Genomic DNA, 13,877 nt, shown 5'->3' with positions numbered 1-13,877 from the left:
TCAGCCGCCTACGTTGTTCGTTCACCTTCGCTGTTGTCACAGGCCGCTCGCGCGGCATCAAGGAACGAGGCGGTCTCGATCGGCTAAGATTCCGGCCATGTTGCAACCTCTACCCCCTCGTTCGCTCTTAGGACGAGATACGGTACGCCCTGCGAGGCGCCGGCGCCGGAATACGTGCTCTCCGTCTCACCAGGTGCGGAGCCGCGCCGCGAGACAATGGCGGGCGCAGGTCTGGATGTCGCGAGACGGGCCGGTAACCGCCGCCGGCAGGGGAGGGGTTTGCGCGCATGGAATTGCCCGGCGCCGACCCTGGCAAAAGTCAAGCCACAGCGGCGGCGCGTAATGTTTTATGGAACTTACCCACAGCCTGCGACGCCAGAACGAAAACACGCGCCGCACGAGGGCCTTGGCCCTGCGACATGGCGCGCGGTCGATCGCGGCGGAGGTTCCATATCGCGCCCGGGAGGGGTGAATTTCCTTTTTACCGGACGATTTGGCGCGATGGTTCGAGGCTCGCTCCGCCGCGATCTATCAGTGGCAGGGCAGCGCCCGGCAGCGCGGCGGGGACGCGCGCGGTGATCCTGTCGCGCGCCCAATTAGGCGCGCGATGATGTCGTCTGGACTACGCGGGGCTACTGTTGATTTCCGCGGAGGGTGGCGGCCCGCCCCGGGCACGAAGCACTGGCTCAAATTCTAGAATGCGGGCACCTTTGATGCAGAAGCCCAAATTATTAGGAATTCGCGATATCGGAACCGGACGCGTGTCGGTCGGTATATTTTGAACAACAATTTCTCCTGCTGCCGTATGCTGCGGGCCGCCATAAAGCACACCAAGAAAGTGAAATCTTGTGCCGACAGCCATGCCGCCTCCTGTTGGGTATGAACCTTCATTTAGCAACACGACGGGCGATCCGCTTGATCCGGGGAAGCACGCTGCATCGATTACAAATTCAGTCTTTCCCATGTAGTCAAGAAATAAAGGTGTCGCTGTGATTCCTCTACGTACAATTGGTATATTGTTGGTTGCATCCCATATCCCATTCGGGTATCCTACCATTGTAATATCTTCAATTGCATATAAAGAATCTATAATAGTCTTACTTGCAATCAGTGACGGATCAAAGGGGATATAAAATGGCCGAAGACCATTACTTTGAAGATTGTTCAATATGAAAGCGATCGGCAAGATCGCTAAATCAACCGCGGGATCAGGATGGGGCATCCATATATTAGAAAAATTCGCAACTGTAACACGTTGGTGCCTGCCATACAAAGGTCTGCCGCTATCATCGGATAAACTGAAATGAATAGATATTTGAGACGCACGCTCGAATACATGCTTATTTGTTATTATAGTAGGAATATTATAATCTCCTCTTATATCAAATCTGAAGAAAAATCCTGTACCGGAAGATGTTGAATTGTCTGAGTTCAAGCACTCGATGCGAACGGTGGAATGTATGAGTTGCTCAGATACGAAAAGTTCTCGCAATGCGGCCTCCTGCGTTTGCCGGCATACAAATAGATATTCGCAATCGCGTTTCAATGCGCGTGATGCGGGCTATGTGAAATCGAAGAGAGGTCAAATTTTCTTTTTACCGAACGATTTGGCCGGTCTCGCGCAGCGCCTTCGCAGCGCAATCGATGATGTATTGGTCGCGCTCTCCCCGCCCGGTCTTGGTCGGGTCTTTCTCGACCGTGACCACGCCCGTGGACAAAATCTTCATGCTGGCAGGGTCCCACTGCCTCTACACCTCAAGGATGGCGCAGGTCGCCTTGCGGGCGCGGGACTGGCGCATAAGATCGCATATGTAATGTGAGTTCAGCCGTCGCCCTCGCGCGCAGCGAGGACCACTGCCATGGCACACCCCGGCTTGTGGCCTTTGCCGTCGATCTTGAACGCGCCGCAGCACTGGCAGATCTGCCACGCGCCGTCCGTGAAGCCGAGTAGCTCCCGGTCCGATAATTCCGCCTCGCGTAGCTCGGCGAGGGACGCGGTCGCGAGGTCGGGCAGTGGGGCGATCGGAAATCCGGGCAGGGTAATTGTGAATGGGCGGAGGGCCTCCATCGTCTTCTGCTCAACCCGTGGTCCGCTTCCGGCGCGTCGCGATCTGACCGCCCCGATCTCGTGGGCGGTCTCACGCCGCAGCGAACCATCTTCGTCCTCGATCGGCGGCATGTCGTCCGGATGGCCCGTCTCGCGGGCGTGGGCGACGCGTTGGATATGGACCGTGAGTTCAGGCTCACTCCATCCACATGACGAGCCTTCGGGCGTTGGGCCGGTGCTGGTTGAAGGTGGGCTGGGTCGGGCGTGGGCGCCTCGTCCAAGTCTTCGAGCCTCACGTTGCGTGCGAGATGGACAATCTCGCTCGGGTCCAGGGATCGGTCCGGAAGCACGGCCCGCAGGACCGGCGGGGTCGCCATCAGAGGCATTTCCTGCACCACGAACCGGCTGTGGAAAAATGCCTGCGATCGCGGCGGCGCGGGTGAGTCCGACGGTTGCCAAACCCTTCCGTTGGGGATAGCGATTTGGCCCAGTCGCGGCACGCGGCCTGGCAACCGCGTGGCTTGAACTTTATGCGGAATTTGCCGGGGTTAAAATTCTTTTAATCTGTAGGTCCTGGGTTCGAGTCCCAGCGCGCTCACCACATATCATGAGAACCGCCGATGCCGATCCAGCTGCGCGCTGATGTCGGGGCGATCGACTTGGCGTCCTGCATTAAATCTTGATCGGTCTGCCCGAGAGAGACCACAGGCATCATTCCCGACTTTGCCCGCTCAGGCGCGCGATCCCTGGCATGGGGCCGATCACCGTCCTCCTCGCCTGTGCCTCGGGAGCCTGAATGGCCGCGGCTTGGTCGATCGGATGGAGTGGGCGTCGATGACGCACCAGCCTCGTGCCGACGGCCTGGGACGCTGACGCGTCAGGCCGTCGACCCGTCCCGGAGGTGCGAGTCGGTTACAGGAAGGGCGGCAAGACATTGCCCGGGTGACGTCATCGGTCGCGTCGACGTTGGACCGGTCTCAGTGCAGGGGGGTTCAAAGCGTGGTGCTCAAAAAAATACTTCATCGAAGGGGGCAAGCTTGCCCGACTCCACGAGATCGATGATCTGATTGATGTTTCTGAAATCGATCCCCGCAAATTCCGTAAATTTGTAGCGTCATCATTCGGTCCCCAGAAGTCGTTCGATGGTCTCGTCGTCGAACCTATAGCGGACTATGCGCCCGGGATTGCCGACAACGACGGCATAAGGTGAAATGTCGTTCGTGACGAAGCTTCGCCCGCCGATGATACAGCCAGACCCGAGCTTGACCCCCGCTCGTACATAAGGTCCCGATCTGGTCCAGACATCATGTTCGATCTCGATTTCTTTTAAAGAACCGGCTGTCTTTGGAGAAGTCTTGTGTTTGATAGTCCGTGCCGATGGCGGCCTCTCCGAACATTCCGTAGCCGAATGTGATTGCGGACGTCATGAAGCGGTCCGCTAGATGTTCGAACTCGCCGAGAGAGGCGCTGTGTGCGATGGAACAATGGCGGCCGATCCGCTTGATCGCGGTGTCGATGTGCGAACAACTATAGGCGAAAGCGTCAATCGATGATTGAGACGATTTTTAGATTTCCGCAAATAATTCCTTATGCCGCTTGATACGGGCCTCCGGCGGCAGACTATGCTGATGTTGACGAAATTTACACCATAATCCGACCAGCCGCTGTTTTCTGTCATCGCTCATGGTGGATGGGTCCGTGTATGATGGCAGCGGCCGAACGACAGTCGCGGAAAAATGGGATTTGCTCATGATGAGCGAGCGACGTCGCGGTTCGTGCCGGCAGTCGAGCTTTTTGCCCTGATGGCGCAAGGGCAAGGATGTCCGTCATTTTTTCGTGATGCGGATCGCTCGCATCGCTCTCATGTGCGGTTCGGAGATCTATAAATCGAAATAAAAAAGTCCGTTCAGTGGTGGAATCGGACGGGAACCGCGGCATCATTGGGATATTTTTGCAAATTATATTATTGAAATACAAGATAGTTATCTTCAGAAATCTGAAATATAAATTTTATTATTACCGACAGTTTGCGCGAATTTTCTGGAGTTAGGGCGAAGACGACGCCCCCGTCTGCGCTTTTTTCTAGCTCACTTATCAAATCCGTTGCCGCGAGCTTGGCTTCCGCAGCTGTTGCCTCTTTCATGGCGTGCTCTCTGTTCATGAGAACAAAAAAGCGTCGAAATCGACGGGGCGACCGACCCAGCTTCAATCGCTGCGGCAGTGAAATTTTGCATTACATCACCGCGTCTCGCAGCGGTAAGGACGCTGCGGAATGCCGCCAACACGATTCGATGGCGGTGGGGCGGGCGCACGGCCAATGAAGAATTGTCTCTACTCGTTTCGGTTGAGGATGGAGGCCGGGCAGGCAAGGCGGATGACAGCCTTCTCGTCGTTATCCATCGGGCTAGAGCACTTCACGATCTCGTTGCAATCGCGAAGCTCTCTAGGTTTTTGATTTTGCCGCATTTTCTGCAACGAACCGGCATCCACTTCGTCGGAAAATGCTCTAGGTCTGACTGTTTTTCGGCATGAAGACTGTGATACGGGTTCCGATTGATCGCTTCGCGATGCGGAAACCGGCTTCGCTCAGGCGCCGCGCGGGCTGGTGACACGGCCGGGACCGGATCGATGGTCGTCAATCCCCCGTGTGATGAGCCGCGGCGGTCCGGCATGCCCGGGCAAGGGCCGAATGGTCGGACGCGCCGGCCGCCGGACCGGACCCCGCATACCGTCTCCTCGCCTCAGGCGAGCGATCACCAAGAAGCAGGCTTGATGGAAGCGTTCGTCCGGCGGAGTGCCGGGGAAGCGGCGCTCTGGCCATCAAGTCAGGCTGATTTTCTACGAGGCCGCGCCGGAGTTCTGCCTTCGCGGCCGGTCTGCTGAATGGCAGATCCAATGTCGCGATCGGCGCACCGGTTTGGTAATGCTGCCTGTGACGATGGGGATCGCCAACTTGCCCATTTTCATGCCGAGAATCTATTTGAGAACGGTCTTCATGTCTCGCTATCCGATGTGCATATCGTAGAATCTCCTCGATATGGTGCGGGCATAAGGAGGGGCGCGAACGGGAATTCAAGACTGTGGCGCCGATATCCGCTGCGTGATGATATCCATTGGTGATGGCACTGGTCCTGTGCGCTTCCTCGTTGACGCTGCACCTCACCTATGCAAGGACCCGGTGCCCAGTTTCACCGGAGGGGCGATGTCGGGGAATGATGCGCTCATGAAGGCCTTGGCTGATGTGAGCGAACGCCGAGCGGCGCTGGAGGCGGAGTACGAGCGGATCGGGGCGGAGCTGGCCAAGCTCCGGCTGGCCGAGAACGCGTTGCGCGCCATCATCGAGGATACGCCGATCGAGGATCTCGGCCTGTCGCGGCCCTCCGGGGGGGCGGTGGCCGGTCCGGAAAGGGGCGAGCCCCGCGCGAGCGGCCGGCGCGGCCCGCGCGGCCCGCGGGCGAACTCGACCAAGGGCCGCCTCAAGGCCCTGATCGACGGCGCCGGGCCGCAGGGCCTGTCGCAGCCGCAGATCCTGCGCGCGCTGCCCGATGCCGCCCCGACGACCATCAACGCCTATCTCAGCTCCATGGTGACGGCCGGCGAGGCGCTGCTCGTCGGCAACTTCTACACCAAGGTCCGCACCCGGGACGACGAGGTAGAGCGGGCGGAGGAAGACGAGGACGATCAGGGCGACGCCGAGGACGACGTCTATGACGGCGACGATGTCGCCGATGAGGACGACCGGGACCGCAGCGGCTCCCAGAAGATCGCCTGAACGCGCGAGGCCATGTGCGCTGCCGCACCGGCCGGACGCGGGAAGGAGCGCACATCCGGGCCACACCCGGCCGGTTTCTCGTCGCGCGCTGCCTGGCGCGACGACTTGCCGGCGCGGGATGGTGGCGGCCCGGCCTCCCGCGGCCTAGGTGATCGGCCACCCCGCCAGCCCTGACACGCCCCGGGACCGGATGACGCCCATCATCGCGATCGACAACCTGTCGAAGACCTACGCCTCGGGTCACGCCGCGCTCAAGCGCGTCGACCTGACGGTCCGCCAGGGCGAGATCTTCGCCCTGCTCGGACCGAACGGCGCCGGCAAGACGACCCTCATCAGCATCGTCTGCGGCATCGTCACGCCGAGCACCGGCACGGTGACGGTCGGCGGCCACGACATCCTGGCCGAGCCCCGCTCCGCCCGGCGCCTCATCGGCCTGGTGCCGCAGGAGCTCACGGCGGACGCCTTCGAGACCGTGTGGGCGACGGTGAGCTTCAGCCGCGGCCTGTTCGGGCTGAAACCCGATTCCGCCCATATCGAGCGGACCTTACGCGACCTCTCCCTGTGGGAGAAGCGCGACGCCAAGATCATGACCCTGTCGGGGGGCATGAAGCGGCGGGTGCTGATCGCCAAGGCGCTGGCGCACGAGCCGCGCATCCTCTTCCTCGACGAGCCCACCGCCGGGGTCGACGTGGCGCTCCGCCAGGACATGTGGCGCCTGGTGCGCCGCCTGCGCGACCAGGGCGTCACCGTCATCCTCACCACCCACTACATCGAGGAGGCCGAGGAGATGGCCGACCGGGTGGGCGTGATCGCCAAGGGCGAGATCGTGCTGGTCGAGGAGAAGGCCGAGCTGATGCGCAAGCTCGGCCGCAAGGAACTGACGCTCCAGCTTCACGACCCCTTGGAGGGCCTGCCGCCGGCGCTCGCCGACCATCCGCTGAGCCTGTCGGAGGACGGGACCGCGCTGACCTACACCTACGACGCCAAGGCGGAGCGCACCGGCATCACCACGCTCCTCACCGACCTCGCCGCCGCCGGCATCCGCTTCCGCGATCTCCAGACCCGGCAGAGCTCGCTCGAGGACATCTTTGTCGATCTCGTGAGGGACCGCGCATGAACTGGCCCGCCATCCGCGCCATCTACGGCTTCGAGATGCACCGCGCCTTCCGCACGCTGCTCCAGAGCATCGTCGCCCCGGTGATCTCGACCTCGCTCTACTTCGTGGTGTTCGGCGCCGCGATCGGCGGGCGGATCACCTCGGTCGACGGCGTGCCCTACGGCGCCTTCATCGTGCCGGGGCTGATCATGCTGACGCTGTTGACGCAAAGCATCGCCAACGCGTCGTTCGGCATCTACTTCCCGCGCTTCTCCGGCACGATCTACGAGATCCTGTCGGCGCCGATCTCGGCGGTCGAGATCGTCGCCGGCTATGTCGGGGCGGCGGCGACCAAGTCGATCATGCTCGGGCTGATCATCCTGGCGACCTCGGCGCTGTTCGTGCCCTTGCGCATCGAGCATCCCTTCGTGATGGTGCTGTTCCTGGTTCTCACCGCCGTCACCTTCAGCCTATTCGGCTTCGTGATCGGCCTGTGGGCGGACGGGTTCGAGAAGCTGCAGCTGGTGCCGCTTCTCATCGTCACGCCGCTGACCTTCCTCGGCGGCAGCTTCTACTCGATCGACATACTGCCGCCGCTGTGGCGGAATGTGAGCCTGATCAACCCGGTGGTCTACCTGATCAGCGGCTTCCGCTGGAGCTTCTACGGCCATTCCGACGTCAACCCGGCGGTGAGCCTCGGCATGGCCCTGGTGTTCCTGGTCGCCTGCCTGGCGGCGGTGGCGTGGATCTTCCGCACGGGGTACCGGCTCAAGAGCTGACAATTCGATGTCGCAAGAGCCGGATTGGCCCGGCTCTTGCGGCGGCGGAGGGGCTTTCACGGAGCCCGCCGTCATGTCCCGCCCGCTCTGTTCCTCCGTCGCCCTCTCTGTTCTCCTCCTCGGGCTCGCGCCGGTCTTCGCCCAACCGGTCTCGGCCGACTCGATCCTGCGCATCGGCATGACCGCCGCCGACGTGCCGACCACCACCGGCATGCCGAATAACGGCTTCGAGGGGATGCGCTTCCTCGGCTACCCGGTCTTCGAGGGGTTGGTGCTGTGGGATCTCTCGCGCACCGACCGGCTGGCGGGGTTGCGGCCGGGACTCGCCGAACGCTGGGAGCAGGCGCCGGACGACGCCAAGACCTGGATTTTCCACCTGCGCCAGGGCGTGCGCTTCCATGACGGTACCGCCTTCGATGCCGATGCGGTGATCTGGAATCTCGACCGCTACTTCAAGCCGGACAGCCCGCATTACGAGCTTCCGGCCGCCGGCATCACCCGGGCGCGGGCGCCGCTCATGGCGCGCTACCGCAAGATCGACGACCGGACGGTCGCCATCACCAGCGCGGCTCCGGCCTCGTACTTCCCCTACATGGTGGTCTACCTGCTGTTCACCTCGCCGGCCTCGTTCGAGCGGGCGGGACGGGACTGGGCCAAGGTCGCGATGCTGCCGGCCGCCGGGACGGGACCGTTCCGCATCACGCAGGTGCGGCCGCGCGAGGCGGTCGAACTCGCCCGCAGCCCGGATTACTGGGACCGCGATCACCTCGCCCAGGTCGACAAGGTACGGCTGATGCCGATCCCGGAGGCCAATGCCCGCCTCGCGGCGCTCCGCGCGGGCCAGGTCGACTGGATCGAGGCGCCGGCACCCGACGGTCTCGCCTCCCTGCGGCAGGCGGGGTTCACCATCACCACCGGTTCCTACCCGCATGTCTGGCCGTGGTTCTACAATATCGGCGCCGCGAACAGCCCCGTGAGGGACGTGCGGGTGCGCCAGGCGCTCAACTACTGCATCGACCGGGACGGGCTGGTGACCTTCCTGAACGGCACCGCCGAGCCGGCCGTCGGCTGGCTGAAAGTGTCCGATCCGAATTTCGGCGCGCCGCAGAACCGCTACCGCCTCGATCCCCAGAAGGGCAGGGCGCTGCTCGCGGAAGCCGGCTTCACCGACAAGGCTCCGCTGTCGCTCAAGGTGATGATCTCGACCTCCGGCTCGGGCCAGATGCAGCCGCTGCCGATGAACGAGTTCCTGCAGGAGAACCTGAAGCAGACCTGCAACGTCGACGTCACGTTCAATGTCGTCGAGTGGCAGGTGCTGCTCAATGCCGGGCGGGCGGCGCCGGATGCGCCGGCCCTGCAAGGGGCGAACGCGCTCAACGTCTCCTCGCCCTCCTCGGACGTCGCCGTGATGGCGCGCTACTTCTCCTCGGCCAACGTCTCGCCGAAGGGCTTCAACTTCCCGCAATGGCAGGATGCCCGGTTCGATGCGGCGATGGGTGAGCTTGCTGCCGCGACCGACCCCGATTCCGCCGCCCGGGCGACGCGGGCCGCGCATGAGCGCCTGGTCGATGATCCGCCCTGGCTGTACATCGTGCATGATCTCAACCCCAGGGCGATGTCGCCGCGGGTGAAGGGCTTCGTCTCGCCCCAGTCGTGGTTCGTCGACATGACCCGGATCAGCGTACAGTAGAGGACAGCCATCGTGACCGACCCGACCGAGCGTCCCGCCCACCTCCTCGCCCGCGCCATCGCGGCGCGCGAGATCTCGCCGGTCGAGGTCGTGGAGGCGCATCTCGACCGCATCGCCCGGCTCGAGCCGAAGCTCCGGGCCTTCGTCGACGTCTACGGCGACGATGCGCGGCTCGCCGCCGAGGGCGCCGACCGGATGATCCGCGCCGGCCACGCCGTCGGGCCGCTGCACGGCGTGCCGGTGGCGCTCAAGGACCTGATCGATCTCGAAGGCCGGATCACCACCGGCGGCTCGGCGCATTTCCGCGAGCGCCGCGCGAGCGAGACCGCCACCATCGCCCGGCGCCTGCTGGCGCAGGGCATGATCGTGCTCGGCAAGACCCACACGGTCGAGTTCGCCTATGGCGGCTGGGGCACCAACCAGCGCATGGGCACGCCCTGGAACCCCTGGGACCGGGAGACGCCGCGCACGCCCGGCGGCTCGTCGAGCGGCTCGGGCGTCGCGGTGGCGGCCCGGATGGCGCCCTGGGCGATCGGCACCGATACCGGCGGCTCGGTGCGGCTGCCGGCCTCGTTCTGCGGGCTGACCGGTCTCAAGGTCACGGTCGGCCGGGTCAGCACCGCCGGCATCGTGCCCCTGAGCACCACCCTCGACACGCCGGGGCCCATGGCCCGCAGCGTCGAGGACGTGGCGCTCCTCTACACGTTGCTGTCGGGCCCCGATCCCCGCGACCCGAACACGCGGGGCATCCAGCCTGAGGACCCGATGCCGGTGCTGCATCGCGGGGTCCGGGGAATGCGGCTCGCCCGGATGCCCGCCATCGAGCGGGCGGGCGTCTCGCCCGAGATGCTCGATGCCTACGACGCCTCTCTGGAGGTGCTGGCGAGACTCGGTGCCGAGATCGTCGAGATCGACCTGCCGTTCCGCTTCGCCGACCTGCTGACGACCTCGGCGATCGTGATGGCCGAGTGCTATTTCTTCAATGGGGCGCTGTCCGAGGACCGGGCCTCGCTCCTCGACGAGGATGTCCGCCTGCGCATCCTTGCCGGGGCCGGGGTGAGCGCGCAGGACTACCTGCGCACGCGCCGGATGCAGCAGGAGATGAAGGCCGCCTTCGCCCGGGCGATGGAGGGGATCGACGCGCTCCTGACGCCGACCACCGAGACCGCCGCGATTCCCCTCGACGCCGTCGACCAGGCGGCGCTGCCCTCGCGCTTCACCCGCTTCGGCAACCTGCTGGAGCTCTGCGCCCTGGCGCTGCCGAACGGATTCACGCCGGAAGGCCTGCCGCTCTCGCTCCAGATCGTCTGCCGCGGCTACGACGAGGCGACGGCTTTGCGCATCGGGCAGGCATATCAGGGGGCGACGGAGTGGCACCTGCGGGCGCCGACATTATGAGTGTTTGCGGAGCGAAGAGTATAGCGTCGTAAATGCCGCTTCGATCCCTCCCACGACCTCATCCTGAGGTGTTAGCCGATCCGAGATCGGCTGACCTCGAAGGGGGGCTCCAGATGTCGCTGCGATCCCTGGAGGCCTCCTTCGAGGTCAGTCCATCTCCGATGGACTAAATAGAAACTGGCTCTACGGGTTTGATTTCGCACGCAAATCCAAGGCGCCCGATCTGCCGCACGAGCGCCTTGGCGCGGATGGTCGGGGCCGCCTTGCGGCCGTGATCAGGCCCGGGATCGACGTAAGCCGTGCCGGCCTTGAGCATGTGATAGATCGCGGTCAACATCGAAGCGGCGACCGCGCAGATCGCCTTCTTGGGGCCGCGCCGGCCGCGCAAGCGCTGGAACTGCGCCCTGATGTAGCTCGCCTTCTTGCGCACTCCGGCCCAGGCGGCCTGCACCAAGGCCGTCTTGAGCCAGGGCGCGCCCTTGCGCAGCCGCGTCGAGCGCCGCTTGCCCGCGCTCTCGTCGTTCCTCGGGCACAGCCCGGCCCAGGAGATCAGATGGCCGGCGGTCGGGAAGCGGCTCATGTCGGGGCCGATCTCGGAGAGGATCACCTGCGCGGTGAGGTCACTGATGCCCGGGATCGTCACCAGCAGCTTCACCGCTTCCCGGAAAGGGCCGAGGTCGCGCTCCACCTGCGCGTCGATCTCCGCGATCGCTCGCCCCAACCCGTCGTACTGGCGTAGATGCACACCGAGCAGGAAACGGTGGTGATCCCCGATCCGGCCCGTGAGCGCGGCCCGGATCGCCTCGGGCGCCGCCTTCACCCGCGGGCTGACCAGCGCCTGCAGCCCAGCCGGATCGCGCTCGCCCTTGACCAGCGCGTCGAGCACGGCGCGACCGGACTGGCCCATGATGTCGGTGAGCACCGAGGCGAGCTTGAGGTTGGCCTCCTCGAGGGTCTTCTGGATGCGCTGGACGTGGCTGGCCTGCTCGCGGACCAGTTGCTTGCGGGTGCGCAGCAGGTCGCGCATCGCCTGGGTCTGAGCCTCGGGCACGAAGCTGGCGCGGATCAGGCCGTGGGCGAGCAGGTCGGAGAGCCAGACCGCGTCGGCGACGTCGGTCTTGCGGCCGGGCACGTTCTTGACATGGGCGGCATTGGCCAGGATCAGGGTGCGGCTGTCGGCGTCGAGGACCTGCCAGACCGGGCGCCAGTAGATGCCGGTCGCCTCCATGGCGACATGGGTGCAGGCGTGCTCGTCGAGCCAGGCGGAGAGGTCGAGCAGAGCGGGCGTGGTGGTGGCAAACGTACGCACCTCACGCTGAACCTCGCTGCTCTCGGCCAGACGGATGGCTGCGACGACGGTGTCCTTGTGAACATCGAGGGCGGCGCAGCGGGGGTAGAGGACCTTCATCACGATCTCCTTGCCGTCAGGCCGCCGGCGCAGGCTCCCGTGAGATCAAATCTAAATGACGCGCTCCGGGGCTGGCCCGAGGACCGGCCCGTGACGCAAGCGAGGGGACTGAAGAGGAGCCCGGATCCAACTGATACGCGGGGTCTGGCACACCAAAGACGAACCGATCTCTCCGCCGACGGCAAGTCCACTCTGCCATATGTTTCATCCGCAAGGGACCGCGAAGCCGGTGACGAACTGATACGAAATCCGGAAGATGACTTCCGGATTTCGTATCATCAGCCCGCGCGGCGCCTGAGCGAAGCCGCTTTCCGCATCGCGAAGCGATCAATCGGAAAGCGTATGATACGCTTTCCGGTTGATTAGGCCAGCTTGGGCTTTGGCTTTGCGGTTTTGGGCAGCCAGTGGAAGCTTGTGCGTGAGCTGATGAGGCCGGGCTGCTCGCTTAAGGTCGCGCACCGCTGCTCGACCACGCGTTCCAACTCATCCAGGTTGGCGATGTACCGATTGACCACCGGCTCATCGACCAGCGGCCACAACGTCTCGGCCGGCTGCAGTTCGGGCGTATAGGGCGGCAGGTAGACGAGCCGCACACCCTCGGGCACGCTTAGATTGGGCTGCGTGTGCCAGCCGGCATTGTCGAGCATCACCACCGCCCGGCAGCGCGTGCCGGCTCCGACCTCGCGCGCGAAGTCGGCCAAGAGTCGCTCGAAGAACGGCTTGGACAGGCCGTTGGAGAGGTACCACACCGTCTCGCCCATGGCCGGCGCCACGAAGGCGGTGACGTGCAGCCACTTGAAGCGATGCTGGCCCAGCGCCACCGGCCGCTCTCCCGCCGGCGCCCAGACCCGTCGCGTGACCGGCTTCAGGCCGAGGCGGTGCTCGTCCATCGCGTAGACGACGACCGGCAGGCGCGGCTCACGGGCCTCCTCCTCGTCGACGGCCTGCGCCAACTTTTTTTAAAAGCCTGCGCAGCCTCGGGCGTGGCCGCGCGCGGGTTGCGCGGGCGCGGCCGTTGCAGCGACCAGCCCAGCGCCTTGAGCGCCTCCCAGCCGCGCTGCACCGCCACCTGCTCGCGCCCCAGGTCCTGGGCCAGGACGTCCGCCACCGTGCGGCTCGTCCACACGCCCCCGTCCGGCGGCGGCTCGGCCAGGCGCTGACGCAATCGCTCGAGGACATCTGGCGTCAGGAGGCTGGCCGCGGCCCCGTTGTGGCGGCGCCGATCACCCAGCGCCTCGACCCCCTCAGCGTTGTAGCGCTCGCACAAACGGCGCACCCAGCGTTCGCTGAAGGCGGTCGCCGCGGCGGCTTCTGCGAAACTGTGGCCCTTGGCCAGAAGCCAGATCGCCTGGGTCTGGCGGGCGGTGCGCGCGTCACGGCAGGCCGTGAAGCGCTCCGCCAACTCCGACACGCTCAGGTGGGCCACCGGGCCAGCCATCGCCGCCTCCTTCGACAAACAGCATGCCCAACAAATGCGCCAGCACACCCGTCAGTTCACAGCTAAGCTGATCGAATCATACGGAAATCGTATGACACCTCAGGATGAGGCTGTGGGTGGGATGGGCTGCTCCTAGAGCACTTCACGATCGCATTGCAATCGCGAAGCTCTCTAGATCTTTGATTTTGCCGCATTTTCTGCGACGAACCGGCGTCCACTTCGTCGGAAAATACTCTAGTATTCGGGACG

The 13,877-nt window shown here is 64.3% G+C and carries 11 protein-coding genes; 5 read left to right on the top strand and 6 right to left on the bottom strand.

All coding sequences use genetic code 11. The features are described 5' to 3' along the window. Positions 1-622: 622 nt before the first annotated feature. The 3 genes from AC3AOF_RS10095 to AC3AOF_RS10085 form a co-directional block, all read right to left on the bottom strand. Positions 623-1,435: a S1 family peptidase gene (locus AC3AOF_RS10095; RefSeq protein ID WP_488348409.1), complete on the bottom strand. Its 813-nt coding sequence runs from the start codon at positions 1,433-1,435 to the stop codon at positions 623-625. 160 nt (positions 1,436-1,595) lie between these two features. Continuing rightward, the gene (locus AC3AOF_RS10090) at positions 1,596-1,727 is read right to left on the bottom strand and encodes a hypothetical protein (protein WP_488348408.1); all 132 of its coding nucleotides are present in this window, start codon (positions 1,725-1,727) and stop codon (positions 1,596-1,598) included. Between the two features lie 95 nt (positions 1,728-1,822). Further along, positions 1,823-2,179, bottom strand: a complete 357-nt coding sequence (locus AC3AOF_RS10085; RefSeq protein ID WP_488348407.1) for a hypothetical protein — start codon at positions 2,177-2,179, stop codon at positions 1,823-1,825. Positions 2,180-5,249: 3,070 nt separating this feature from the next. Between AC3AOF_RS10085 and AC3AOF_RS10080 the strand changes: the two genes are divergently transcribed. From AC3AOF_RS10080 to AC3AOF_RS10060, 5 genes are all read left to right on the top strand, one after another. Continuing rightward, a complete protein-coding gene (locus AC3AOF_RS10080; RefSeq protein ID WP_488348406.1) occupies positions 5,250-5,819 on the top strand; it encodes a hypothetical protein in 570 nt (189 codons plus the stop codon). Positions 5,820-6,009: 190 nt separating this feature from the next. Continuing rightward, complete coding sequence (locus AC3AOF_RS10075; protein ID WP_488348405.1) at positions 6,010-6,936, top strand: ABC transporter ATP-binding protein; 927 nt, start codon at positions 6,010-6,012, stop codon at positions 6,934-6,936. Then, entirely contained in the window at positions 6,933-7,694 is a 762-nt protein-coding gene (locus AC3AOF_RS10070) for an ABC transporter permease (RefSeq protein ID WP_488348404.1), read from the top strand. The genes AC3AOF_RS10075 and AC3AOF_RS10070 overlap by 4 nt, the downstream gene beginning before the upstream one ends. A gap of 73 nt (positions 7,695-7,767) precedes the next feature. Beyond that, on the top strand, positions 7,768-9,384 hold the full coding sequence (locus AC3AOF_RS10065) for an ABC transporter substrate-binding protein (protein WP_488348403.1): 1,617 nt from the start codon (positions 7,768-7,770) through the stop codon (positions 9,382-9,384). A gap of 12 nt (positions 9,385-9,396) precedes the next feature. Next, positions 9,397-10,782, top strand: coding sequence for an amidase (locus AC3AOF_RS10060; protein WP_488348402.1), 1,386 nt, complete (start codon positions 9,397-9,399; stop codon positions 10,780-10,782). 166 nt (positions 10,783-10,948) lie between these two features. Here the strand turns inward: AC3AOF_RS10060 and AC3AOF_RS10055 are convergent, their stop codons facing one another. The 3 genes from AC3AOF_RS10055 to AC3AOF_RS10045 all read right to left on the bottom strand — a co-directional run bounded on the left by AC3AOF_RS10055 (position 10,949) and on the right by AC3AOF_RS10045 (position 13,628). Further along, positions 10,949-12,190, bottom strand: a complete 1,242-nt coding sequence (locus AC3AOF_RS10055) for an IS110 family RNA-guided transposase (RefSeq protein ID WP_488348401.1) — start codon at positions 12,188-12,190, stop codon at positions 10,949-10,951. A 362-nt stretch (positions 12,191-12,552) separates the two neighbouring features. Beyond that, entirely contained in the window at positions 12,553-13,143 is a 591-nt protein-coding gene (locus AC3AOF_RS10050; RefSeq protein ID WP_236993125.1) for an IS630 family transposase, read from the bottom strand. Beyond that, positions 13,056-13,628 (bottom strand): helix-turn-helix domain-containing protein, encoded by a 573-nt coding sequence (locus tag AC3AOF_RS10045; RefSeq protein ID WP_236990882.1) that lies wholly within the window; start codon positions 13,626-13,628, stop codon positions 13,056-13,058. Before AC3AOF_RS10045 ends, AC3AOF_RS10050 begins: the two co-directional genes overlap by 88 nt. Between the last annotated feature and the right edge of the window lie 249 nt (positions 13,629-13,877).

The organism is Methylobacterium sp. 142-1Y, from assembly GCF_057747795.1.
This window is presented reverse-complemented; position numbering and strand designations above follow the sequence as displayed.

What these genes read in the sequence shown, in the direction of transcription:
- AC3AOF_RS10090 (WP_488348408.1), bottom strand. Translation starts at nt 1,727, where the DNA reads ATGAAGATTTTGTCCACGGGCGTGGTCACGGTCGAGAAAGACCCGACC.
- AC3AOF_RS10085 (WP_488348407.1), bottom strand. Translation starts at nt 2,179, where the DNA reads ATGCCGCCGATCGAGGACGAAGATGGTTCGCTGCGGCGTGAGACCGCC.
- AC3AOF_RS10080 (WP_488348406.1), top strand. Translation starts at nt 5,250, where the DNA reads ATGTCGGGGAATGATGCGCTCATGAAGGCCTTGGCTGATGTGAGCGAA.
- AC3AOF_RS10075 (WP_488348405.1), top strand. Translation starts at nt 6,010, where the DNA reads ATGACGCCCATCATCGCGATCGACAACCTGTCGAAGACCTACGCCTCG.
- AC3AOF_RS10070 (WP_488348404.1), top strand. Translation starts at nt 6,933, where the DNA reads ATGAACTGGCCCGCCATCCGCGCCATCTACGGCTTCGAGATGCACCGC.
- AC3AOF_RS10065 (WP_488348403.1), top strand. Translation starts at nt 7,768, where the DNA reads ATGTCCCGCCCGCTCTGTTCCTCCGTCGCCCTCTCTGTTCTCCTCCTC.
- AC3AOF_RS10055 (WP_488348401.1), bottom strand. Translation starts at nt 12,190, where the DNA reads ATGAAGGTCCTCTACCCCCGCTGCGCCGCCCTCGATGTTCACAAGGAC.
- AC3AOF_RS10045 (WP_236990882.1), bottom strand. Translation starts at nt 13,628, where the DNA reads ATGGCTGGCCCGGTGGCCCACCTGAGCGTGTCGGAGTTGGCGGAGCGC.